Genomic DNA, 21,253 nt, shown 5'->3' on the forward strand with positions numbered 1-21,253 from the left:
TTCTGTTTGACTTATGCAGGCAGACTGGCAGAATGTGTTTTTTTCGAGCTTCCTTGCCCCTCTGGCAATGCCACTGCACGATGTTGCGGCTGCCAGCGCCGGTGCGTATTTTTGTTATTGATTGAAGGATTGACCATGTCCCAATTCCGTCTTGCACGCCTTAGCCTGCTCCTGGCCGCCATCGGCCTCAATGTCCTGCCATCCCTGTCGCACGCGCAGGATGCCAAGCCAGCCGCCGCCGCTGCCGCTCCGGCCGATTCGGTACGTCCTGAAGTGTTCAAGCTGCTCGATCCGGTTGCCGTGAAGGCATCGATGGATGCGAAAAACTACGCCGACGTGCAAAGCCGCATCGACCAGGCTGCCGCCATCCCGGCCCTGACGCCGTATGAAACGTTCGTGCTGAACCGCCTGCGCGTGGCGCTGGCATCGACCACCAACAATGCGCCGATGGCCATGACGGCACTGGAAGCGGTCATCGAATCGGGCAAGCTGGACAAGAAAGCCCAGGGCGACTTCATCCAGGCACTGGCCAACTACCACTACAATGCCAAGGATTATCCGAACGCCATCAAGTGGTTCACCCGTTACCAAACGGAAACAGGCGACGCGACCACCATGCGTCCCTACATCATCCGCGCCTACTACTTCAGCAATGATTTCGCACGCGCGAAACAGGAATTGATGGCCGACCTGACGGCCAAGCAGCAAGCGGGCAAGACGCCGACCATCGAAGAACTGCAATTGCTGGCCAACACGGGTTCGAAAAGCAAGGATCCAGCCACCTACCTGGTCGCCATGGAAAACCTGGTGCGCTACTACCCGTCCGATGACTACTGGAGCGATCTGCTGAGCCGCACGCAAGGCAAGGCCGGCTATTCCGACCGCTTCGCGCTCGACGTGCTGCGCCTGCAATTCAAGGCCGTGGGCACGATGCCGCCGCAAGATTACAGCGACATGGCTGAAATCGCCTTGCAGAACGCCTTCCCAACGGAAGCGAAAAAAGTCCTCGACGCGGGCTTTGCCAAAGGCGTGCTGGGCACGGGCGCGAATGCCGCCAAGCACAAGAAACTGCGCGACCAGGCCAACAAGGCTGCCGCCGATGATGCAAAAAGCATCGCCAGCGGCGAAGCGTCGGCCATGAAGAGCAAGGATGGCACGGGCTTGATCAACCTCGGTTACGCCTTCGTCACGATGGACCAGTTCGACAAAGGTATCGACCTGATCGAGAAAGGCATCGCCAAGGGCGGCCTGAAGCGTCCAGAAGATGCCAAGCTGCGCCTCGGTTATTCCTACGCCATGGCTGGCAAGAAAGACGACGCCATCAAGGTCCTGGAAACGGTCAAGGGCGGCGACGGCGTGGGCGACCTGGCCCGCTACTGGATCCTGTGGCTGAACCGCCCTGCCACGGCAGCGGCGGCACCGGCAGCAGCGGCACAGTAAATCCCGCTCCCGCCAGCATGCGCAAGGCAGTTCCCGGCTCACGCCGGGGCTGCTTTTTTTTCGACCTTTGCCCTCTTTCCATGCCGCCAGCCACTGTCGCCACTGCCACCGCCGCCGAACGATTGACCAGCCTGGACGCTTTCCGCGGCTGCGTGATTATCATCATGATCTGGGTCAACTACCTGGCCGGCATGCCCGGCATCGCCTGGTGGCTCGAGCATGCAGGCCCCCGCGCCGACGGCATCACACTACCCGACCTGGTCTTTCCCGGTTTTCTGTTCATGGTCGGCATGGCCATACCGCTGGCCTTGCAGCGCCATTGCGGCCACGTCACGCCAGCCTTGCTGGGACGCCTGCTATGGCGCTCCGCCAGCCTGATGCTGGCCGGCGTGGTGCTGGCGAACGCCTACCGCTATGATGCGCAGGCGGCGCCGCTGCCGCACGCCATGTACTTCCTGCTGTTTTATGTGGCGATGATACTGCTGTGGCGCCAGGGCGCGGGCAAGCTGGAGCTGGCCGCCGGCGGCGTGCTGATGCTGTTCCTGCTGGCGACGTTTCGCGGCGAACTGAACGCGGAATTTTCCAGCACCTGGCTGCAACCGTCGTGGTGGGGCATCCTCGGCATGATAGGCTGGTCCTATTTTCTGTGCAGCCTGCTGTACCTGGCGTGCCGGGGCAGCGGCACGGCGCTGATGGGCGTATTTTCCCTGCTGCTCGTGCTGTACATGGGCGGCACGGCGGGCAGCCTCGATTTCCTGCCGGCAGGCATCAACGCCTTCGTCAACGTGCCGCAAGTGCTCGGTTCGACGGCGGCCAACGTACTGGCCGGCACCCTGGTGGGCCAGCTGTTCCTGCGCGGCGCCGCCTTGAGCCATGGGCAGCGCATCCGTTTCATGGCGTGGTTCGCGCTGGGCCTGTTCGCCGCCGGCATGCTGCTGCGGCCGTATCACCACATCAACAAGATCGCGGCGACGGAATCCTACACGCTCGTGTGCAGCGCCCTCATCCTGGCCCTGTTCCTCGTGTTTTATGTCGTCATCGACGTGTGGCGCTGGCGCGCCTGGGCCGTGGTGCTCTTGCCCGCCGGCACCAATGCCCTGTTCGCCTACATCGTGCCCGACCTGTGGCAGCAACTGGCGGCCGTGCTGCACTTGCCGCCCGTCTGGTGGCCGTATCTGGCAACGGGCGGCGCGGCCGGCCTGTGGAATGCGGCCGCCGTCACCGCCCTGATGCTGCTGTTGACGGCCATGGCCACGCGCTACGGCCTGAAATTGAAATTCTAGACCTTGATGTAGATCTTGCGCTTGTCCATGAAATAGGCGATCAGCCAGCACAGCAGCATGAAGCTGACGGCAAACAGCAAGGACCCCACGCGCGCCGGCGCCCAGCCCGTAAACCAGTGCTGATACAGCCACTGGTACAGGTTGCCGCCACCGGTGCGCACGGTAAACGCGATGATCACCAGCACTTCCGACACGAGGTAGATGAACAGCGTGTTCTTGCCGAAGACTTCAAAAAAGTAGGTCCAGCCCGTGATCTTGCGCACGTCGATGACGAACATCAGCAGCGCCAGCAGCAGCAAGTCCAGGCCGATACCGAGCATCACGTAAGAGCTGGTCCACAGCTTCTTGTTGATCGGGAACACCTCATTCCAGCACAGGGCCACGGCCACGCAGACGACGCCGGCCACCACCAGCCGATACAGCGCCGCACGCAGCTGCGCCGGCGCCGTCCGGCGCAGGAAACTGCCCGCCAGGTAGCCGGCAATCACATTGACAATCGATGGCAAGGTGCCGAGGATGCCTTCCGGATCGAAGGCGATGCCTTCGCCGTGGTACAGATGGCTGTCGCCCAGCAAGATCAGGTCGAGCTTGGCCGGCGCGTTGCCGTGCAAGCTGTAGTCGCCCCACGTCGCGAGGATGGCCCAGTAGCCGAGCAAGGCGCAGGCGCTGAAGACGAGCGCGCCCCGCGTCTTCCAGCAATGGAGGACCAGGGCGGCGGCCAGGTAGCACACGGCGATGCGCTGCAGCACCCCGGGAATGCGCGTGTGCGACAGCGGCGACCAGGCGAACTGGCCCGCATCGTCGATCTTGAAGAAGGGAAACCAGTACAGCAAAAAGCCCAGCAAAAAGATCAGCGCACTGCGCTTGCACAGCTTGGCCAGCACGGCGCCATGCCCGAGGTGTTCATACTTACCCAGCGCAAACGCCAGCGCATTGCCGACGACAAACAGAAAACTGGGAAAGACGAGGTCCGTGAGCGTAAAGCCATGCCATTCGGCATGCAAAAACGGCGCATACACGCTGCCCCAGTCGCCCGGGGTATTGACGACGATCATCAGGGCGACGGTCAGGCCACGCAGGACGTCGAGGGCGAGGTAGCGTTGGTTCATGGCTGCGTCCCTTTCAGGATGGGTGCCAAGGCCGTACCCAGCACGTGCTGCGCATCGCCGCTCAATTCCCAGAACATGCCACCACGCAAACCCTTGTCGCGGATGTAGCGCACTTTATGGCCTATCGATTGCGCATCTTCATAGCTGATGAAGACGCCGCTGTCGCGGTTATACAGATACGGTACTTGCGACGCGGCATTCCAATGGCGCTGGAAGCCGCGCGCGCCCTTGTCATCGGCCAGGTAGCCGTGTTCGATCAGGTGCCGGTAAGTAAATGTCGGCGTACCGTCATTACCGCTGGCCGCGCCCTGGCAAGGCTGGTACAGGCCGTCGCCGCGGGGACCGGCGGCGCACTGTTTCCAGCCATAGCCATAGAAGGGCACGCCCAGCACCAGCTTATCAGCAGGCACGCCGGCGCGCAGGAAGCGCGTCACGGTGGCGTCCGCATGCAAAGCCTTGTCACGCTGCGGATCGGCCGGGTCGGCATACAGGGGCGCCAGCTGGCCATTCTCGGCATCCCACACGCCGCGGTAGTCATACGTCATCAGATTGATCCAGTCCAGCTGCGCCGCCAGGCGGGCCATCCAGCCGGGTGCGGCGTCACTGTCATCGCTCAGGCTGGCATGCGCGCCAGCGGCGATGGTGATCATGTAATGGCGGCCGGCGGCTTGCTTGCCGGCATGGTCGAATGCGCTGCGCAGTTCGCTAGCCAGGCGCACATAGTTTTCCTTGTCGCCGCTACGGTGGCAGACCCTACCTTCGATACAGGGGATTCCCCCTGTGGCAGGATGCTCCCAGTCGATATCGATGCCATCGAGACCGTGCCGGCGCACCAGCGCCAGTGCGGAAGCGATGAACGCCTGGCGCGCGGCAGGCGTGGCGGCCACGTCCGAGAAGCGGTTCGACCAGATCCAGCCGCCCACCGACAGCAGGACGCGCAGCCGTGGATGACCTTGCTTGAGTGCGTTGAGCTTGCGCAAGTTGTCGGCATCGGCTTGCGGCGCCGGCAGTACGATGCTGCCATTGGCCGGCCGGGACGGCTGGCCCTGTGCATCCAGACAGGCGCTCACGCCGCCGCCATCGGGTGCCGGGTTGCCATGTTCGCCATCCCAGCAGATGTCGGCGAACGCATACTGGATCAGGCTGACATTGCCGGTGCGAATATTGTGCTCATTAACGGGAAAATCGGCCGATTTCCAGCCGGGATAATAGGCGACCACTTCCGGCGCGAAGACCGGTGCGGCGGGAGCGGCGGAGGCGGCCAGTGGCAGCGCGCAGGCGAAGCAAGCCAGCATTGCGTGTAATGTCATCGGAGGTATCCCACCATGTAAAGAAAAAGAAAAGCATCTTGCAATAAAAAAATGGCGGAGCCAGCTGCGCTCCGCCATTGTCATGCCATCCCGGGTGTCCGCCGGGAGGCATCAACTACATAAAACGTCTTACATCTTGCCTTGCAGTGCCAGGTAGATCTGACGGCCGTTCTTGTAGAACGCGCCTGGCATGTCATCCGAACCAGGGGTCTTGATGGTCGAACGCGACAGTGGATTGTTCAGGTCCTTGCCGTCCAGGGTGATGGCCAGGTTCTCCGTCAGCTGGTAGGCGATCGATGCGGACAGGCCGCCGATGCCAGCCTGGTAGGCGGCGCTGCGGCGCGAGGTGCCGTTCAGGAATTCCGAACGGTAGCTGTACGTCAGGCGTGCGCTGAACTTGTCGTTCTCGAAGAACGCGCCAATGTTATACGCGTTTTTCGAGGTGCCGATCATCGTGCATTCGCCGAAATCACCGCATGGCGAACCTTTGACGTTGCCCGTTTCCTTGCCATCGGTATAGGTGTAGTTGGCGTTCACGCCGAAGCCTGCTGGCAACGCTTGTACATACGACAGTTCCAGGCCCTTGACTTCCGCCGTGGTATTGGTTGGCGTGCCAACTTCATACTGGGTGAACTTGTTCTGCAACTGGTTGTAGAACGTCGTCACACCCTTGCCGTAGGTCACATAACCATCGAGCGACGAGTAGAAGATGCCAGCCGAAACCATCGATTTCGGCGCGAAGTACCATTCCACGCCGATGTCGGCGTTGTTCGAGCGGATAGGACGCAGGTTAGGATTGCCGGCGTTGCCGTCGAGCTGGTTGTCGCGCAGATCCAGGCCTGCCATCATGCCCAGTTCAGGACGGGCCATGGTGCGGCTGATGCCGAAACGGCCGATGATATCCTTCGTCACGTCCAGACGGAAGTTGGCGCTAGGCAAGAAATCATTGTACGTGTTGGTGTAGTTCTTGATTTCGTACTGAGCAGCCGGGTTCAGCTCATAGCGGTTGACGTCTTCCTTGGTGTGTACATAGCGCACGCCAAAGTTACCCGACAAGCCTTCCGTGCCGAAGTTCGCCATCGCGTACACCGACTGGGTCGGCTCCTTGATGTTGAACTCGGACTGGCGCAGGTTGCCCTGGTACGTGGCGTTATCCTTGAGCCACTTGTTGACGCTCGCTTGCGAGAACGTCCAGTAGCCGGAGCCGTTCACGCCCAGGTCCTTGAAGTTGCTTGGGAACGAGGTCAGGCCATCCATCGGCAGGTTGGCGGTGACGCCCAGCGATGGCTTGGCGACGATGCCGATGGCGGTCAGGTCACGCTTGTGTTCCGCGACGCGGGCACCGAATTCCACCGACGAGATCGCTGGCAAGTCGAGTTTCAGGATACCGTCGATCTGGCCATAGGTTTCCTTGTCGTTCGCGGTGACGTGCGAACCGTAGGTGTAAGGCGTTGCCTGACGGCCGCCGATCGAGAACTTGTTCGCGCCCGGGGTATCGTAGATCACGCCATGGCTGGCGCCGTTCTGGGTGTAGCCGCCGCCCGTCCAAGGCATCCAAACGCCCAGCGCGCCGCTTTCCGTGTTGCCGACGCCCTTGGTCGTGCCGACTTTACCCGAGAAGGTGAGGCGGTCGTTGACGCGGTATTTGGCATCGATATTGAAGAAGTCGGACTTGCTTTCCGCCACAGGACGGCTGAACTCTTCCTGCACGGCACTGGAATAGCCGGCGCAGACGGCGCCGCAATTGGCTGGCACGGTGGTGTGCAGGCCCGTAACGATACCGCCCTTGTAGGTGCCGCTGACGTTGCCGACAGGGTAACCACCCTTGCTGCCCGTTTCCAGGCCTACGGTCTGGATGAAGTTATGGTTGATGTTCGGCGCGTCGAGTTCGGAATGGAACAGGGTGAAGTCCAGGGTCAGCGCGCTGGTCGGCTTGATTTGCACGTCGATCAGGCCGCCCTTGCGGGTGCGTTCCTGTTCGAACCAGGCGGTGCCGCCCATGTAGTTGACGCGGCCACCGGCCGAACCTGGCAAGGCGCCAGCGACTGCCGAATCCGCGGCAACGCCGTCATACCAGACGCCATTTTCCTGGCCGACACGGCTCAGTTTGCGCTTCTGATAGAAGCCCTGCACCATCACACCCATGGTGTTGGCATCGTTCTTCCAGTTCAGCATGCCGCTTACTTGCGGATCTTTCTTGCCCGAGTTGGACGAGTACACGGCGCCCAGGCTGACCTGGCCCGTAATTTGTTTCTTGAAGTCCAGCGGTTTGCGCGATTCGATATCGATCACGCCTTGCGCGCCGCCTTCCAGCAGGTTCGCTTGCGAACCTTTGTGCACGGTGACGCGGCCGATCAGTTCGGATGGGAACAGCGAGAAGCTGACGCTGCGGCCGCCGCCGATGATATTGTCGGCAAACCAGTCGCCGCTGCTGACCGAGTGGCCATTGAAGGTGGTCAGGGTCAGGCCGAACGGTGTGCCGCGCAGTGCCACGCGGTCATTCTCGCCAAAGCTGCCTTCGTTGCCGCCAGCAGCGGCGACGCTGACGCCTGGCACGCGTTGCAGCGAGTCGGCAATGTTTTTGTCTGGCATCTTGCCCACGTCTTCAGCCGTGATCACTTCGACCAGGCTGTCGGAATTGCGTTTTTGGTTCAAGGATTGTTGCAGCGATGCGCGGATACCCGTCACGACGACGGTCTGGCCTTCATCAACTTCAGCCGTTGCTGCCGGCTTGGCTGTCACCGCTTCCTGCGCATGCGCCGAGAAACTCGCACCTGCCATCAACATAGCCACAGCAGCGGCGATAGGCGTCAAATTGCGTGCTGCAGAGCTAGCTGTCAAATTGCGTTTCATGTACTCCCCCTTGATTTAGGCCCCAGGATTGGAACCTTTTCATTTTTAACGTAGGTCTTCTTTCCAGCCCGCCTACTCTCGCGGCATGCTGCAGACCCTTCGGTACAACCACTTACAAAACCAATTCAACGCCAATATACTACTATCCAATACCAGAACACTACCAGTTGCAACTTTTTTTTTATAACGTTGTTTGAATCACACAGACCACTTCACCGAAATCAATTTGTAGCCCGTAAGGGCGCGTTAAATACCAGCGGGACCACGCATAAATTGCCGGCCTGATAATTGAAATTGGTTTTAGAACGGTCTTTTTTGGTATTATCCAGCGACACAAAACAGATACAGAGCGCGTCTGCAACGCGCCGTAACGGAGACCCTCAGCGTATGACAACCCTGGCTCACATCATGCAAGGCCTGGGGCAGACGAGTAGCCTGCCCCTGTATCAGCAACTGCAGCGCGCGCTGCGCGAAGCGATCGACAAGCGCATCCTCGGCCCCGACGAAGCCCTGCCGGCCGAGCGCCAGCTGGCCAGCGACCTGGCCGTTTCGCGCATCACCGTGCGCAAGGCCATCGATGGCCTCGTCAACGAGGGCTTGCTGGTGCGCCGTCCCGGCTCGGGCAATTTCATCAATACGCGCATCGAGAAGAACTTCGCCAAGCTGACCTCGTTTTCCGAAGACATGCGCGCGCGCGGACGCACGCCGCGCAGCGTGTGGCTCAAGCGCGCAGAGGGTACCGTGACGCCGGAAGAGGCCTTACGCCTGCGGCTGTCGCCGGGCGCGCCCGTGTACCGCTTCCACCGCATCCGCTATGCGGACGAGGTGCCGATGTGCCTGGAATACGCGACCATCGTCGCCAGTTGCCTGCCGGCGCTCGACGCCGTCGACGTGTCGATGTACGACGCGCTGGAACAGGCGGGCAACCGGCCCGTGCGCGCCTTGCAGCGGCTGAGCGCGCTTTTATTGACGGGGGAGCAGGCCAGCCTGCTGCAGGCGGAGGAAGGCGACGCGGGCTTGTCGGTGGAAAGGCTGGGCTTTTTGCGCGATGGCCGCGCCGTGGAATTTTGCCGCTCCTACTTCCGCGGCGATATGTATGACTTCGTGGCTGAATTAAGTACCAATTAATACCAGCCTCGCCATTTCAGCAATACCAGATAACACCACTTATTGCGGTGCAATATATATGCCGGCATCGCATTTCAATATGCACGGCAATGGTGCAATCATCGGCGGCGATTATGTAGCAGCCTGCGCGGAATATAAAAGAAGGCTGCGCAATGCGGTTTTGCGCATTGCAGCAAAACGTGGCGTTAACCGTCAGACGGCGGACGCGGCGCGGCGGCCCACGCACAGCAACATCGCACCCAGCGCCACGCACAGCCAGCCGAACAGCGGCCCCAGCCATCGAGCCCAGGTGGCGATGGGCGGGTGCGCCGGCAGCGGCGCCAGCAAGGTACTGCCCGGCATGGCGCTGCTGGCCCGTTCCGCCAGCACGCGGCCATACGCATCGCTGACCGTCAGCACGCCCTCGCGTGCCGCGCGCAGCACCGCATAACCGTTTTCCACGCCGCGCACGACCGTCATGCGCGCCCCCATCCAGGCGTCGAGCTGGAAATCCCAGGCCGGCACCAGCATCGTTTGCGCCCCGGCCGCGCCATACGCGCGCCCCAGGGGCGCGAAATGCATGTCCTTGCAGATGGCCAGGCCCATGGCCTGGCCCGCCACCGGCTGCACGGCATATGCGCTGCCAGCAAGAAACTCGCGCTCGGGCGGCGCCAGATGATGTTTTTGATAGCTGACGGGCGCGGCGCCATCGGGCGCGAACAGCCAGGCCAGGTTGCGCCGGCCGGCAGCGTCCTGCACGCCGACACCCACGGTAATCCACGCGCCCGTGCTGCGCGCCAGCGCCTGGAAACGCTGCCGCACGGCGTCCGCCTGCTCAGGGGCCAGCACCGCTATCTTTTCCGGCAACAGCACCAGCTGGGCGCCCTGCCCGGCCAACTGTTCGACGTGGCGCGCGTACTGGTCCCAGATGGCTTGCGCGCGCGCCGGCGGCGTGGCCGGGCCGATAAAGTCATCGATGGCCGCCAGCCCCGCCAGCGGCCCGCCAGATACAGGGGTACCGTGCACGCGCCAGGCGCCACCGGCGAATGCGGCCGCCAGCAGCAACACGGCCGCACACGCCGCTGGCGCATACGCGCGGCCACCGGCCAACAGCAAGGCCAGCGCGGACGGCGCCAGGCACAGCAAAAACAGCAGGCCAGGTACGCCCGCCAGGGCCGTCACCTGCAGCACGGCAAGGTTATCCGCTTGCGAATACGCGAGGCTACCCCAGTTACCGTCCGGCAGCAAGGCCGCCATCAGCGTATCGATGGCCACCCACAGCACGGGATACGCCAGCACCGTCCAGCTTGCCCGATAGCGCAGCACGAGGCGCCGCGTGGCCAGCACCACCAGCAGCCACAGCAGCGCCTTGACGGTGATCGCGGCCAGCACGGCCGGCAAGGGCATCAGCAGGCGGAAATAGGCGACGTTGGCTGACAGCCCCAGCGCGGCGGCCAGCAACGTCATCCAGGCCGCATCGCGGCGCGACGAGCGCAGGGCCAGCCACAGGACGGGCAGCGGCGCGCACCAGGCCAGCGGGCCCAGCGGCTGTGGCCCCAGCACCCAGTACAGAGGCAGGCCGGCCGCCAGCGCGGCGGCAATTTGCAACAGGCGCTGGCGCAGCGCGGTACTGCCAGCAAACAAGGCTGGTGCAGACAAGGTATTGAACATGCTCATGCTTTCAAGGGGAGCCAGATTTCCACGCCACCAACACCGCTGGCGGGATCGAAATGCCGGTCGTAGCGTTCGAAGTCGGGCGCATCGGCCACTTCCAGCCCCGACAGGGGCAGCCACTCGTTCCACACCGTGCGCCAGGTGGCGCGGATGGTGGAAATATGCCCGCGGTGATGAAACACGGCATAGCGCTGCGGGGCGATGCGCAACCGCATCCAGTTCTCAGGCGCCTGGGGAAAGTCGCTGACCGGCATGGCGCACAGGTAATCGAAATTGCCCGCGTCGTCATTGTTGCAGCACACGCCATACACCAGCTGGCCGGGCGCCACATGGGGCAGGAAGCGCTGCCACAGGGCTGGGATGCCGGCAGCCGTCTCTGCGCGATAGCGTTCGACGAGTCCCGCCACCAGCAAGGCGGGTCCTTGCTCGAAACGGGGCGCTTCCAGGGGAACGCCTGGCGCCACATCCATTTTGATGGCGCCCACCAGCGCGAGGTTGGCGACGTGGCGCTGGGCCCGCACTTTTTCCGGCGTGACATGGAACTGGTCGCGAAAGGCCCGCGTAAATGCTTCATGGGAACTATAGCCTGCTTCCAGGGCGACGGCGAGGATGTCTTGCGCGCCCTGGGCCAGCGCGTGCGCCGCCTCGCTGAGCCGGCGCGCCCGCACATAGCGCATCATGGAGTGGCCCGTGGCCAGGCCAAACGCACGCGTCAGGTGGTACGGCGAGGCGCCGCCCACGCGGGCGATGTCACCGAGCGAGAGATTCTGCGCATAATGCGATTCGATATACCAGAGTGCCTTGGCCAGATAATGCATGAACGCTTCCCGTTGAACGAGCAGCGACTGTAGCATTTTCAAGTAACGAGGATTTGATTGGAATTGCGCAATGCGGACTTATTTGCGCGTGCGCTTTTCATGTACGAGCTGGCCGCTGCTGATGCGCGCCAGCTCGGCCATCTCTTCGGCCAGGAAGGCCAGCAGGTCGTCGATGCTGACGACGCCCGAGAGCGCGCCCAGGCTGTTGACCACAGGCAGGCGGCGGATGCCGTTGATGCGCATGCGTTCGATGATGTCGTAGACGTCTTCGTCTTCGCTGGCCGTGAGCAGCTGCGCGCTCATGATGTCGCCCACCAGCAGGCTGGCCGGGTCGAGGCCCAGGGCGATGACGGAAATGACGATGTCGCGGTCGGTGAGGATGCCGATGGGCACGCGTTCGCCGTTCGGCTGTTCGGCCACGATCAGGTCGCCCACATGGTGCTGGCGCATCAGCAGCGCCGCGTCCTGCACACTGGTGTCACGCTGGCAATGGATGGTGTGCAAGGTACAGATATCGCCGATACGCATGTCGCCACTCCGTTTGAGGCAGAGTGTCCACGCTACGCCAGCCCGCCGTGACGGGTTTGAGGCACATCAATTGAAATGATCTTATTTTTCTTCGGGGGGCGGCAGGAAGCAGGCTTCGACGATTTGCAGGTCGTTATCCTTGGCAAATTCGCGCACGAAGTGAAACGCCATCGGCTCGATCTCGCGCAGCTTGGTGTTGACCACCACCGACTTGACGCCATTGACGACGGTCGGGCGCACGTAGGGCGAATACTGGAGGTGCGCATTGCGCCCGCCAACTTCGGGATTGAAACAGGACATCACTCCACAAAGGCGCTCGGCCCAATCGCTGGGTCGGAATTGCTTGCCATTGCTGGTGAGACCAAGGATGAAGAACTCGTCTGAGAGTTCCCCTGTTTTTTGAGATAACTCGGCCATGTGGCTTGTCGGGACTGGATTGCGTGAATGGCCCCGGCGGGTAGGCCGGGCTGGTAATTCAACTACGTTTGCTGCGGTAAGCCAGTATTATATCTTATAGAAGACTTGGGTTCTACCTCGATCTGCCCTGACGATGCAAACAGGGGCCGGCACGCATCACGCGCCAGCCCCTATTTTAACCTTGTTCCACGCGCAAGGCGCATGGATGGCGCGTGTGCGCCCGCGTCAGCCGAGGAAAACGGCGCCCGACATCAGCAACAGCAGCAGCATCCACAGCAGCAAGGCTCGCCAGACGAGGCCGACCGTGCTCTGCAAGGCGCGCGCGCCCGGCTCTTCGCCAGGCAGGATATCGCTTTCGCTGTCGCTGTCATCGACGGCCATGTCCGGCGTGACGAGCACGCGGGCCGCCGTTTCCGCTGGCGTGCCCAGGCGTACGCCCATGGCGCCGCCGCCGGCTGTCAGGATGATGCCGATGGCCTCGTCCTGCCAGCGCTGGGCGAAATTGCGCCAGGCGTAGATCGCATCCTCGAAATTGCCGACCACGGCAAACGCCACGGCCGTCAGGCGCACGGGGATCCAGTCGATCCAGTAAAAGGCGCGCGCGGCGAACTGGCCGAATGCTTCATTGCGCATGTGCTCGGGTTCGTTCCAGGCGCGCGCCAGGTATTCGGCCACGCGGTACATCACGGCGCAGGCAGGGCCCAGCGGCATGAGGAACCAGAAGAACACGCCAAACACGTTGCGGTGCGTGGTGACCAGGGCTTTTTCCACGGCGATGCGGGCGATTTCACTCGCTTCCATGCCCACCGTGTCGAGCTTGGTCCACTCGGCCAGCAAAGTGCGGGCGGTCGCTTCGTCGCCGGCGCTCAGGGCCAGCTGGATGGACGTAAAGTAATGGCTGTAGTGACGGAAGCCCAGGGTCAGGTAGACGATGAGGACGTTCCAGGCAAAGGCCAGCAGGGTCAGCTGATAATGCTGCAAGAGCCAGTAAATGCCTGCCGTGGGCACCATCAGCACGCCGATCATGAGGAACCAGCCCATGCGGCCGTGGTTGGCGTGGCCGGCATTGAACCAGGTCTCCATGCGCATTGCCAGGCTCTTGATTTCGGCGTAGATCGGATTGTCCGCGCGCAAAGGTTTGAGCTGCTCGATCAGCAATGCGCAAAGTATGGAGAGAAATGTCATCAAACGTCCTTTTTGTCTTTTTCAGCAATACCGCAATGCCCGCTACGATAGCGCAGTGCAGTGCTGGAATCAAACTTATTACGTGCGGGACGCCATTTTACGCGCGCAAGAGGTGAAACAGATTGCGCAGCATGCCGGCGGTGGCGCCCCAGATGTAGAAGCGCTCGTACGGCATGGCGTAGAACGAGCGCCGTCCGCCCGGCAACTCCACCGACAGGCGCTGATGGTTGAGGCCATCCATGAGGAAAGCCAGCGGCACTTCGAAGATTTCCGCCACTTCCGACGGGTCGGCGCGCAGCTCGAACGGCGGCGTCACCAGGCCCACCACGGGCGTGACCTGGTAGCCGGTGCCCGTCAGGTAATCGGGCAAACAGCCCAGCACTTCGATGTGCTCGCGCGCCAGGCCCACTTCTTCTTCCGTTTCGCGCAGGGCCGTGGCGATGGGCGACGCATCGAACGCTTCGCTGCGCCCGCCGGGAAAGCTGACCTGCCCTGCATGGCTGCTCAGGTGGTCCGTGCGCATGGTCAGCAAGATGGTCAAGCCTTGCGGGCGTTGCACGAGGGGAATGAGTACGGCGGCGCGCACGGGCACGGCGCGGGCGGAAAGGAAATCTTGGGTAATCTCGGGCTGCCAGTCGGGCTGTTCGGCCAGGCGCTGGCGCAGCCAGTCCGGCGTCAGGCGCACGGCGTCCAGCGCCGCCTCGCCGGCGATCGAATCGATGGCAAGTTGTTTGGGATCAAATGCGATGGTGGCCATTGCCCCTCCCTCATGATTAAAAGCACTTGGCAAAACCGTCGCGAGCGGAAGGAAGAGGTAGCCGAGACGCGCAACCGTGCTCTAGCACGGTGAGCATCGCAGGCTGCCCATACCGACGCGCAGCAGGTTTGGCCAGGTGTCACCATAAAAAAAAGGGCACCCTGAGGCACCCTTTTCCCAACGCAGACGCTGATATTACGCGCTTGCTTTCGCCACAACGCGGCGATTTGGCAATTTTTCTTTGATACGCGCCGATTTACCCGAACGCTCACGCAGATAGTACAGCTTGGCGCGGCGAACATCACCACGGCGTTTCACTTCGATCGAAGCGATCAGCGGCGAGTACAGTTGGAACGTACGCTCAACGCCTTCGCCGGACGAGATCTTGCGAACGATGAAGTTCGAGTTCAGGCCACGGTTACGACGGGAGATAACGACGCCTTCGTAAGCCTGGGCGCGCTTGCGCGTACCTTCGACTACGTTGACGCTGACGATAACGGTATCGCCTGGTGCGAATTCAGGAATGGTTTTACCCAGACGAGCAATTTCTTCCTGCTCTAATTGTTGAATCAAGTCCATTTTTAACACTCCGAAAACCATCATGCCGGCGCACTGTGGATAGCAAGTATCCGCCCGGTAGAGGATGGGTAACACAATATGGGCAACATGCCCGGCACTACTGGCCACCCTGCCGGCCGTCCGGAGACGGCTTACAGGCTGGCCAAGAATTTTTCGTCGGTCTTGCTGAGCAAGCCGGCGGCGCGTGCACTGACCAAGAGGTCAGGCCGCTTTGTCGCGGTCGCTTCCAGCATGCGCTGGCGGCGCCACTTGACGATCTCGGCATGATTGCCACCCATCAAGACGGGCGGCACGGCCATGCCTTCATATGTTTCCGGCCGCGTGTAGTGCGGCGAATCAAGCAAGCCATTGACGAAGCTGTCCTCGATGGCCGATGCCTCGGTGTTCAAGACACCCGGCAACAAACGGATCACCGCATCCATCAGCGCCATGGCAGGCAATTCACCGCCCGACAGGACGAAGTCGCCGACGCTGATTTCCTCGTCGACGCAACGGTCCAGCAAACGCTGGTCCACGGCTTCATAGCGGCCACACAGGATCACCAAACCAGGTTCGGCTTTCAGCTGCGTGACGCGCTCGTGCGTCAACGGACGACCTTGCGGCGACATGAACACCACGCGGGGCGCCGCCAGTCCCAATGCGGTCTGGCGCTGCTTCGCGGCATTGATTGTCGCTTCAAGGGGACGGGCCATCATCACCATGCCGGGGCCGCCGCCATACGGGCGGTCATCCACGGTACGGTGATTGTCGGTCGTGAAATCACGGGGATTCCACAGCGACAAGCCACATTTCCCCTGCTCGAAGGCGCGCCGGGTCACACCCGACTGCGTCAGCGCGGCAAACATTTCCGGGAACAGGGTCACGACATCAAATTGCATCGTTCACCATCCTGCAAAGTTTGCCCGGCGCAAAGTTAAGCGCAGGCGGTTTAATAATCGAGGCCCCAGTCGACCGTGATCTTGCTGGCGGCCTTGTCAACGTTAATGACAAACTGGCCAACAAACGGGATCAGGCGCTCAGGCGCCTTTTCAACGGTCTCATCAGCAGTAGCGACGGGCGTAACGCGCAAGATCGACTGCGGACCATTGCTCATCATGTCGTGCACTGTGCCGAGGCACTCGCCTTGCAAATTCTCGACTGTCAGTCCGATCAGATCGGACCAATAAAATTCATCGGCCGTCAGCGTCGGGAAATGGCTACGCGGAATTTGCACAGAGACGCCTTTCAGCGCTTCTGCGGCATCCCGCCCGACCACACCCACCAGCTGGGCCACGACGTCGCCGCCGTGTAACTTCGCTTGCCTGACTTGAACATCATGCAAGGTCGGTTTATCAAACCACCAGGTTTTGACGCTTAATAATGCATCCGCGTCGTCGGAGAAAGGAGTGATCCTGACTCCGCCAGCAATGCCATAGGCACCGGAGACATAGCCTACCTGTACCAGGTCATCGGGGACTTTCACCCCGGATGCAGTCTTGACCGTCAAACCAGTGATCTAATTAAGCTGCTGCTTTGTTGTTGCTAGCTACCAGGCGAGCAACGGTTGGCGACAATTGTGCGCCAACGCCTTGCCAGTAGGCCAGACGGTCTGCGGTGATACGCAGTGGAACTTCGCCACCTTGCGCCATCGGGTTGTAAAAACCGATACGCTCAATGAAGCGACCATCGCGGCGATTGCGCGAATCAGTAGCGACGATGTTGAAGAACGGGCGCTTCTTGGCGCCTCCACGAGCTAAACGAATAACGACCATAATATTTCCAAAAAGTGTGCTGAGGCGGAAAAAGCCGCAAATTATAGCGCGCTTTACCGCCAGGCAGCAAGCGTTATGATGACGGGCGTGTAATTTGGGCTAATCAAACATTATGACCAGTCATGGCCGAAGACGCAATAGGCGCGTGCGTCTATCGTGCCGCCGGCGCCACGTCCAGGCGGTGACAGCATCGCCTGAACACGGCACGAAAGTGCTATCGTTGCGGCAGGGAATGACCGATACTGACAATCTTTACCGATGAGCAACTCTGGAGTCCCATGACCACCGCTACCATTTTGCAACAGTCGCACAAGAACAAGGCATTCACCAGCCTGCTGGCCTTTTTGCTCGGATGCCTGGGCGCCCACCGCTTCTACCTGCACGGCGCCAAAGACCGCTGGGGCTGGCTGCACCTGGCCGCCCTGCCCGCCTCTCTGCTGCTGCGCCAGCTGTTTCCCGAGGCGGACTGGTTTTACCAGATATTGCCGCTGACCCTGTCCGCGCTGGGCGGCTTCCTGGAAGCGCTGGTGCTGGGCCTGATGCCGGACGACAAATGGGATGCGCGCTATAACGCCGCCTCCGGCCGCGCGTCCGACACGGGCTGGCCCCTGGCCGTGGTGCTGGTCGCTACCTTGATGCTAGGCGCGGGCGTGCTGATCGCCACCATGGCGCGCCTGTTCGACTTGCTGTACACAGGCGGCGCCTACGGTTAATTTCCATGCAGCAACCACCGCCATCAAGGCGCGCCACACGCACATGTAAGTGTTGGTAAGCAATCATGATTTTCCTCTATACTGCATTCACAATGCCGACATTACTGGTTCATTTAACACCCCCAAGGAGAAGATCATGATTCGTCGCCCACTCATCCTCGCAGTTGCCATCACGGCCCTGTTCAGCACCTCCGCCTTCGCGCAAAACCTGTCGCCGAAGGCGCAATACGCCTACGACACGAAGCAGGCCAGCACCCGCTATGCGGACGACAAGAAACTGTGCGCAGAAGAAACCAGCTCGAAAGCCCGCATGCAATGCCTGCGCGACGCCAAGGGCGAATACGACCAGGCCATCATCAACGCCAAGGCCGCGCAAAAGGCCGGCAACTCGTATGCAGGCCAAAACAGCAAGCCTGCCCAGCAGATCTGCGCCGAGTGCGGCAAGGTGCTGGCAGTCAACGTCACTGAAAAAGCCGGTGAAGGCGGCGCGCTGGGCATGATTGGCGGCGGCGTGGCCGGCGCCCTGCTGGGCCGCCAGGTCGGCGGCGGACGCGGCAAGGACCTGGCCACCCTGGCCGGCGCCGCTGGCGGCGCGTATGCCGGCAAGCAAGTCGAAGGCCACATGAAGAACGCCAAGACATGGACCGTCACCGTGCAATACGAGACGGGCGCCAAGGCTGACTTCGCGTTTGATCAGGATCCAGGGCTGGCTGCTGGCGACTTGGTGCGCAATTCGGGTAATGGCATCGCCAGAAGGTAAGCTGAACCCAAAAAAGGCCGGGGTCGTACCCTGAGGGTACGACCCCAGAATTTGCTTTTGGGGTTAAAAAAAGCGCTGGAGAGTGATCTCCAGCGCTTTTTTGCCTTCAGCCCGCAGTCACCGGCAAGGATGCAACTTAAAACTGCTCTTCCGACAGCGCCATCACGCCGGCACTGCCGTCGATGATGGTGGCGCGCAAGCCTGGCGCTTGCGACAGGATGTGGTCGGCAAAGAAGCGGGCCGTGGCGATTTTTGCCTTGTAGAACGCCGCGTCGCCGCTGCCCTCGCCCAGCTTTTGCTGCGCCACCACGGCCGCGCGCGCCATCTGCCAGCCGCCCAGCACGATGCCGGCCAGCTTCAGATACGGCACGCTGCCCGCAAACACGGCCTTGATGTCCGTCTTCATGTTCGCCACCACGTACTCGACCACGGCTTCCAGCGCCGCGCTGCCTTCGGCCAGGTGGCGCTGCATGGCCTGGAAGTCGGCACCCGTCAGCTCGCCCAACTGGGCTTCCGTGGCGCGCACCTGGGCGATGATGGCTTTCGCCACGGCGCCGCCGTCGCGCACCGTCTTGCGGCCCACGAGGTCGTTCGCCTGGATGGCCGTCGTGCCTTCGTAGATGGTGAGAATCTTGGCGTCGCGGTAATGCTGGGCGGCGCCCGTTTCTTCGATGAAACCCATGCCGCCATGCACTTGCACGCCATCGCGCGTGACGTCCTGCGACATTTCCGTGGCCCAGCCCTTGATCACAGGCACCAGGTATTCATAGGTGGCCAGGCTTTCCGCGCGCACGTCCGCATCGGGATGGTGGTGCGCCACGTCGCTGATGGCCGCGCCCACGTAGGCCAGCGCGCGCGCCGCCTCCGTTTGCGAGCGCATCGACATCAGCATGCGGCGCACGTCCGGGTGGTGGATGATGGACACGGGACCAGGCGAACCGGCCAGGTCGCGCGACTGCACGCGGTCCTTGGCGAACGCCACGGCCTGCTGGTAGGCGCGCTCGGCCAGGCCGATGCCTTGCAAGCCGACGCCGAAGCGGGCCGCGTTCATCATGATGAACATGTATTCGAGGCCGCGGTTTTCCTCGCCCACGAGGGTGCCGATGGCGCCACCGTGGTCGCCGAACTGCAGCACGGCCGTCGGGCTGGCCTTGATGCCCAGCTTGTGCTCGATCGAGACGCAATGGGCGTCGTTGCGCGCGCCCAGGCTGCCGTCCGCGTTGACGAGGAATTTCGGCACGATGAACAGCGAAATGCCTTTCACGCCAGCGGGCGCGTCCGGCGTGCGGGCCAGCACCAGGTGGACGATGTTTTCCGCCATGTCGTGTTCGCCGTACGTGATGAAAATCTTCGTGCCGAATACTTTATAGGTGCCGTCTTCCTGCGGCACCGCGCGCGTGCGCACGGCGGCCAGGTCGGAGCCGGCCTGCGGCTCCGTCAGATTCATGGTGCCCGTCCACTTGCCGGACACCAGGTTTTCCAGGTAGACAGCTTTCTGTTCGTCACTGCCGGCCGTCAGCAGCGCTTCGATGGCGCCGTCCGACAGCAGAGCAACAAGGGCGAACGAAATGCTGGCCGAGTTGAGCATTTCGATGCACGGCGTGGCCAGGAGCTTGGGCAAGCCCTGGCCGCCGAACTCCGTCGGATGCTGCACGCCCTGCCAGCCCGCTTCGCCATAGGCCTTGAACGCTTCCTTGAAGCCTTTCGAGGTCGTCACTTGCCCGTCGTGCCAGAAGCTCGGCTCCTTGTCGCTGGGGCCGTTCAAAGGGGCCACCACGCCGCCGCAGAACTTGGCGTTCTCTTCCAGCACGGCTTCGGCCGTATCGGGCGTGGCGTCTTCGCAGCCCGGCAAGGTGTGGATTTCGGCCAGGCCGGCCAGTTCGTTCATCACGAACAACATGTCTTTCAGCGGGGCTTGATAGCTCATCTTCTTTTCTCCAAGAAAAAAGCCACGCGCGGCTCGCCGTGTGGGGCGGGCCGGCGTGGCTTTGTCAGTAACAAAACCGGAAGGGGTGTGACTTAACCCAGTTCTTTGACCAGTTGCGGCACGATCTCGAACAGATCGCCCACGATGCCGTAGTCGGCCACGGCAAAGATCGGCGCTTCCGGATCCTTGTTGATGGCGACGATGGTTTTCGAGTCTTTCATGCCGGCCAGATGCTGGATCGCGCCCGAGATACCGACGGCAATGTACAGCGATGGCGCGACGATCTTGCCCGTCTGCCCCACTTGCCAGTCATTCGGCACAAAGCCGGCATCGACGGCGGCACGCGAAGCACCCATGGCGGCGCCCAGCTTGTCGGCCAGCGGCTCCAGGATATGGAAGTTCTCGGCCGAACCCATGCCACGGCCGCCCGACACGATGATTTTCGCGGCGGTCAGTTCAGGACGGTCGGACTTGGCCAGTTCGCGGCCCACGAAAGCCGATTTGCCGGCATCGGCAACGGCGGCGACGGTTTCCGTGGCAGCCGAACCGCCGGTGGCGGCAGCGGCGTCGAAACCGGTCGTGCGCACGGTGATGACCTTGATCTTGTCACCAGATTGCACGGTAGCAATCGCGTTACCGGCGTAGATCGGGCGCTCGAAGGTGTCAGGGGAATCGACCTTGGTGATTTCCGAGATTTGCGCCACGTCCAGCTTGGCGGCCACGCGCGGCAGGATATTCTTGCCGTAGGCGGTGGCTGGCGCCAGGATGTGGCTGTAGTTGCCGGCGATGGCCAGCACTTGCTCGGCCACGTTTTCGGCCAGGCCGTCGGCAAAGTACGGCGCGTCGGCCACGATGACTTTCGTCACGCCGGCGATTTGCGCGGCGGCAGCGGCAGCGGCCGATGCGTTCGAACCTGCGACCAGTACGTGCACGTCGCCGCCGCACTGGGCAGCCGCGGTCACGGTGTGGTGGGTGCTGCCCTTTAAGGTAGCGTTGTCGTGTTCAGCAATAACTAATGCGACCATGATTATTCCTAATAGTT

The 21,253-nt window shown here is 62.0% G+C and carries 20 protein-coding genes; 5 read left to right on the top strand and 15 right to left on the bottom strand.

Annotated features, from left to right (window positions below):
* Positions 1–135 precede the first annotated feature (135 nt).
* Together V3C40_RS11505 and V3C40_RS11510 are read left to right on the top strand one after the other, a co-directional pair.
* A complete protein-coding gene (locus V3C40_RS11505; protein WP_072454374.1) occupies positions 136–1,440 on the top strand; it encodes a tetratricopeptide repeat protein in 1,305 nt (434 codons plus the stop codon).
* A gap of 80 nt (positions 1,441–1,520) precedes the next feature.
* Positions 1,521–2,723, top strand: a complete 1,203-nt coding sequence (locus V3C40_RS11510) for a DUF5009 domain-containing protein (protein WP_331777488.1) — start codon at positions 1,521–1,523, stop codon at positions 2,721–2,723.
* On the opposite strand, the gene V3C40_RS11515 is transcribed toward V3C40_RS11510, so the two are convergent.
* The 3 genes from V3C40_RS11515 to V3C40_RS11525 form a co-directional block, all read right to left on the bottom strand.
* Positions 2,720–3,832 (bottom strand): acyltransferase family protein, encoded by a 1,113-nt coding sequence (locus tag V3C40_RS11515; RefSeq protein WP_331777489.1) that lies wholly within the window; start codon positions 3,830–3,832, stop codon positions 2,720–2,722. The genes V3C40_RS11510 and V3C40_RS11515 overlap by 4 nt on opposite strands.
* Positions 3,829–5,142 carry a glycoside hydrolase family 18 protein gene (locus V3C40_RS11520; RefSeq protein ID WP_331777490.1) on the bottom strand — a complete coding sequence of 438 codons (1,314 nt, stop codon included), beginning with the start codon at positions 5,140–5,142 and terminating at the stop codon, positions 3,829–3,831. Before V3C40_RS11520 ends, V3C40_RS11515 begins: the two co-directional genes overlap by 4 nt.
* Before the next feature lie 129 nt (positions 5,143–5,271).
* Positions 5,272–7,923, bottom strand: a complete 2,652-nt coding sequence (locus tag V3C40_RS11525) for a TonB-dependent receptor (protein WP_331777491.1) — start codon at positions 7,921–7,923, stop codon at positions 5,272–5,274.
* A gap of 459 nt (positions 7,924–8,382) precedes the next feature.
* Here V3C40_RS11525 and V3C40_RS11530 point away from each other — a divergent pair, with 459 nt between their 5' ends.
* Positions 8,383–9,123 carry a GntR family transcriptional regulator gene (locus V3C40_RS11530; protein WP_034759852.1) on the top strand — a complete coding sequence of 247 codons (741 nt, stop codon included), beginning with the start codon at positions 8,383–8,385 and terminating at the stop codon, positions 9,121–9,123.
* A 192-nt stretch (positions 9,124–9,315) separates the two neighbouring features.
* On the opposite strand, the gene V3C40_RS11535 is transcribed toward V3C40_RS11530, so the two are convergent.
* The 10 genes from V3C40_RS11535 to rpsP form a co-directional block, all read right to left on the bottom strand.
* On the bottom strand, positions 9,316–10,779 hold the full coding sequence (locus tag V3C40_RS11535; protein ID WP_331777492.1) for a nitrilase-related carbon-nitrogen hydrolase: 1,464 nt from the start codon (positions 10,777–10,779) through the stop codon (positions 9,316–9,318).
* A complete protein-coding gene (locus tag V3C40_RS11540) occupies positions 10,776–11,594 on the bottom strand; it encodes an AraC family transcriptional regulator (protein WP_319992424.1) in 819 nt (272 codons plus the stop codon). The genes V3C40_RS11535 and V3C40_RS11540 overlap by 4 nt, the downstream gene beginning before the upstream one ends.
* A 78-nt stretch (positions 11,595–11,672) precedes the next feature.
* Positions 11,673–12,122 carry a CBS domain-containing protein gene (locus V3C40_RS11545; protein ID WP_070303693.1) on the bottom strand — a complete coding sequence of 150 codons (450 nt, stop codon included), beginning with the start codon at positions 12,120–12,122 and terminating at the stop codon, positions 11,673–11,675.
* Between the two features lie 81 nt (positions 12,123–12,203).
* Positions 12,204–12,539 carry a DUF3579 domain-containing protein gene (locus V3C40_RS11550; RefSeq protein ID WP_319992423.1) on the bottom strand — a complete coding sequence of 112 codons (336 nt, stop codon included), beginning with the start codon at positions 12,537–12,539 and terminating at the stop codon, positions 12,204–12,206.
* A 225-nt stretch (positions 12,540–12,764) separates the two neighbouring features.
* A complete protein-coding gene (locus tag V3C40_RS11555; RefSeq protein WP_034759859.1) occupies positions 12,765–13,724 on the bottom strand; it encodes a CobD/CbiB family protein in 960 nt (319 codons plus the stop codon).
* Positions 13,725–13,821: 97 nt separating this feature from the next.
* Complete coding sequence (locus V3C40_RS11560) at positions 13,822–14,481, bottom strand: CoA pyrophosphatase (protein WP_034759862.1); 660 nt, start codon at positions 14,479–14,481, stop codon at positions 13,822–13,824.
* A gap of 195 nt (positions 14,482–14,676) precedes the next feature.
* Complete coding sequence (gene rplS, locus V3C40_RS11565) at positions 14,677–15,060, bottom strand: 50S ribosomal protein L19 (RefSeq protein ID WP_010395528.1); 384 nt, start codon at positions 15,058–15,060, stop codon at positions 14,677–14,679.
* 131 nt (positions 15,061–15,191) lie between these two features.
* Complete coding sequence (gene trmD / locus V3C40_RS11570; protein ID WP_034759865.1) at positions 15,192–15,938, bottom strand: tRNA (guanosine(37)-N1)-methyltransferase TrmD; 747 nt, start codon at positions 15,936–15,938, stop codon at positions 15,192–15,194.
* A 50-nt stretch (positions 15,939–15,988) separates the two neighbouring features.
* A complete protein-coding gene (gene rimM / locus V3C40_RS11575) occupies positions 15,989–16,546 on the bottom strand; it encodes a ribosome maturation factor RimM (protein ID WP_034759867.1) in 558 nt (185 codons plus the stop codon).
* A gap of 13 nt (positions 16,547–16,559) precedes the next feature.
* The gene (rpsP, locus tag V3C40_RS11580) at positions 16,560–16,811 is read right to left on the bottom strand and encodes a 30S ribosomal protein S16 (RefSeq protein WP_010395524.1); all 252 of its coding nucleotides are present in this window, start codon (positions 16,809–16,811) and stop codon (positions 16,560–16,562) included.
* A 278-nt stretch (positions 16,812–17,089) separates the two neighbouring features.
* Here rpsP and V3C40_RS11585 point away from each other — a divergent pair, with 278 nt between their 5' ends.
* Both V3C40_RS11585 and V3C40_RS11590 read left to right on the top strand, forming a co-directional pair.
* Positions 17,090–17,524, top strand: a complete 435-nt coding sequence (locus tag V3C40_RS11585; protein WP_034759870.1) for an NINE protein — start codon at positions 17,090–17,092, stop codon at positions 17,522–17,524.
* A gap of 136 nt (positions 17,525–17,660) precedes the next feature.
* Positions 17,661–18,284, top strand: a complete 624-nt coding sequence (locus tag V3C40_RS11590; RefSeq protein WP_034759873.1) for a glycine zipper 2TM domain-containing protein — start codon at positions 17,661–17,663, stop codon at positions 18,282–18,284.
* Between the two features lie 136 nt (positions 18,285–18,420).
* Here the strand turns inward: V3C40_RS11590 and V3C40_RS11595 are convergent, their stop codons facing one another.
* Complete coding sequence (locus V3C40_RS11595; RefSeq protein WP_072454366.1) at positions 18,421–20,211, bottom strand: acyl-CoA dehydrogenase; 1,791 nt, start codon at positions 20,209–20,211, stop codon at positions 18,421–18,423.
* Between the two features lie 92 nt (positions 20,212–20,303).
* Positions 20,304–21,236 carry an electron transfer flavoprotein subunit alpha/FixB family protein gene (locus tag V3C40_RS11600; RefSeq protein WP_034759881.1) on the bottom strand — a complete coding sequence of 311 codons (933 nt, stop codon included), beginning with the start codon at positions 21,234–21,236 and terminating at the stop codon, positions 20,304–20,306.
* Positions 21,237–21,253: the final 17 nt, after the last annotated feature.

The organism is Janthinobacterium sp. LS2A, from assembly GCF_036543145.1.
GTDB classification, from domain to species: domain Bacteria; phylum Pseudomonadota; class Gammaproteobacteria; order Burkholderiales; family Burkholderiaceae_D; genus Janthinobacterium; species Janthinobacterium aestuarii.

Bases quoted from the DNA above. Each gene is read 5' to 3' on its own strand.
- V3C40_RS11520 (WP_331777490.1), bottom strand. From the start codon at position 5,142: ATGACATTACACGCAATGCTGGCTTGCTTCGCCTGCGCGCTGCCACTG.
- V3C40_RS11530 (WP_034759852.1), top strand. From the start codon at position 8,383: ATGACAACCCTGGCTCACATCATGCAAGGCCTGGGGCAGACGAGTAGC.
- V3C40_RS11585 (WP_034759870.1), top strand. From the start codon at position 17,090: ATGACCACCGCTACCATTTTGCAACAGTCGCACAAGAACAAGGCATTC.
- V3C40_RS11525 (WP_331777491.1), bottom strand. From the start codon at position 7,923: ATGGCAGGTGCGAGTTTCTCGGCGCATGCGCAGGAAGCGGTGACAGCC.
- V3C40_RS11595 (WP_072454366.1), bottom strand. From the start codon at position 20,211: ATGAGCTATCAAGCCCCGCTGAAAGACATGTTGTTCGTGATGAACGAA.
- V3C40_RS11550 (WP_319992423.1), bottom strand. From the start codon at position 12,539: ATGGCCGAGTTATCTCAAAAAACAGGGGAACTCTCAGACGAGTTCTTC.
- V3C40_RS11545 (WP_070303693.1), bottom strand. From the start codon at position 12,122: ATGCGTATCGGCGATATCTGTACCTTGCACACCATCCATTGCCAGCGT.
- rpsP (WP_010395524.1), bottom strand. From the start codon at position 16,811: ATGGTCGTTATTCGTTTAGCTCGTGGAGGCGCCAAGAAGCGCCCGTTC.
- V3C40_RS11505 (WP_072454374.1), top strand. From the start codon at position 136: ATGTCCCAATTCCGTCTTGCACGCCTTAGCCTGCTCCTGGCCGCCATC.
- V3C40_RS11515 (WP_331777489.1), bottom strand. From the start codon at position 3,832: ATGAACCAACGCTACCTCGCCCTCGACGTCCTGCGTGGCCTGACCGTC.
- trmD (WP_034759865.1), bottom strand. From the start codon at position 15,938: ATGCAATTTGATGTCGTGACCCTGTTCCCGGAAATGTTTGCCGCGCTG.
- rplS (WP_010395528.1), bottom strand. From the start codon at position 15,060: ATGGACTTGATTCAACAATTAGAGCAGGAAGAAATTGCTCGTCTGGGT.
- V3C40_RS11600 (WP_034759881.1), bottom strand. From the start codon at position 21,236: ATGGTCGCATTAGTTATTGCTGAACACGACAACGCTACCTTAAAGGGC.
- V3C40_RS11590 (WP_034759873.1), top strand. From the start codon at position 17,661: ATGATTCGTCGCCCACTCATCCTCGCAGTTGCCATCACGGCCCTGTTC.
- V3C40_RS11540 (WP_319992424.1), bottom strand. From the start codon at position 11,594: ATGCATTATCTGGCCAAGGCACTCTGGTATATCGAATCGCATTATGCG.
- V3C40_RS11555 (WP_034759859.1), bottom strand. From the start codon at position 13,724: ATGACATTTCTCTCCATACTTTGCGCATTGCTGATCGAGCAGCTCAAA.
- V3C40_RS11510 (WP_331777488.1), top strand. From the start codon at position 1,521: ATGCCGCCAGCCACTGTCGCCACTGCCACCGCCGCCGAACGATTGACC.
- V3C40_RS11535 (WP_331777492.1), bottom strand. From the start codon at position 10,779: ATGAGCATGTTCAATACCTTGTCTGCACCAGCCTTGTTTGCTGGCAGT.
- V3C40_RS11560 (WP_034759862.1), bottom strand. From the start codon at position 14,481: ATGGCCACCATCGCATTTGATCCCAAACAACTTGCCATCGATTCGATC.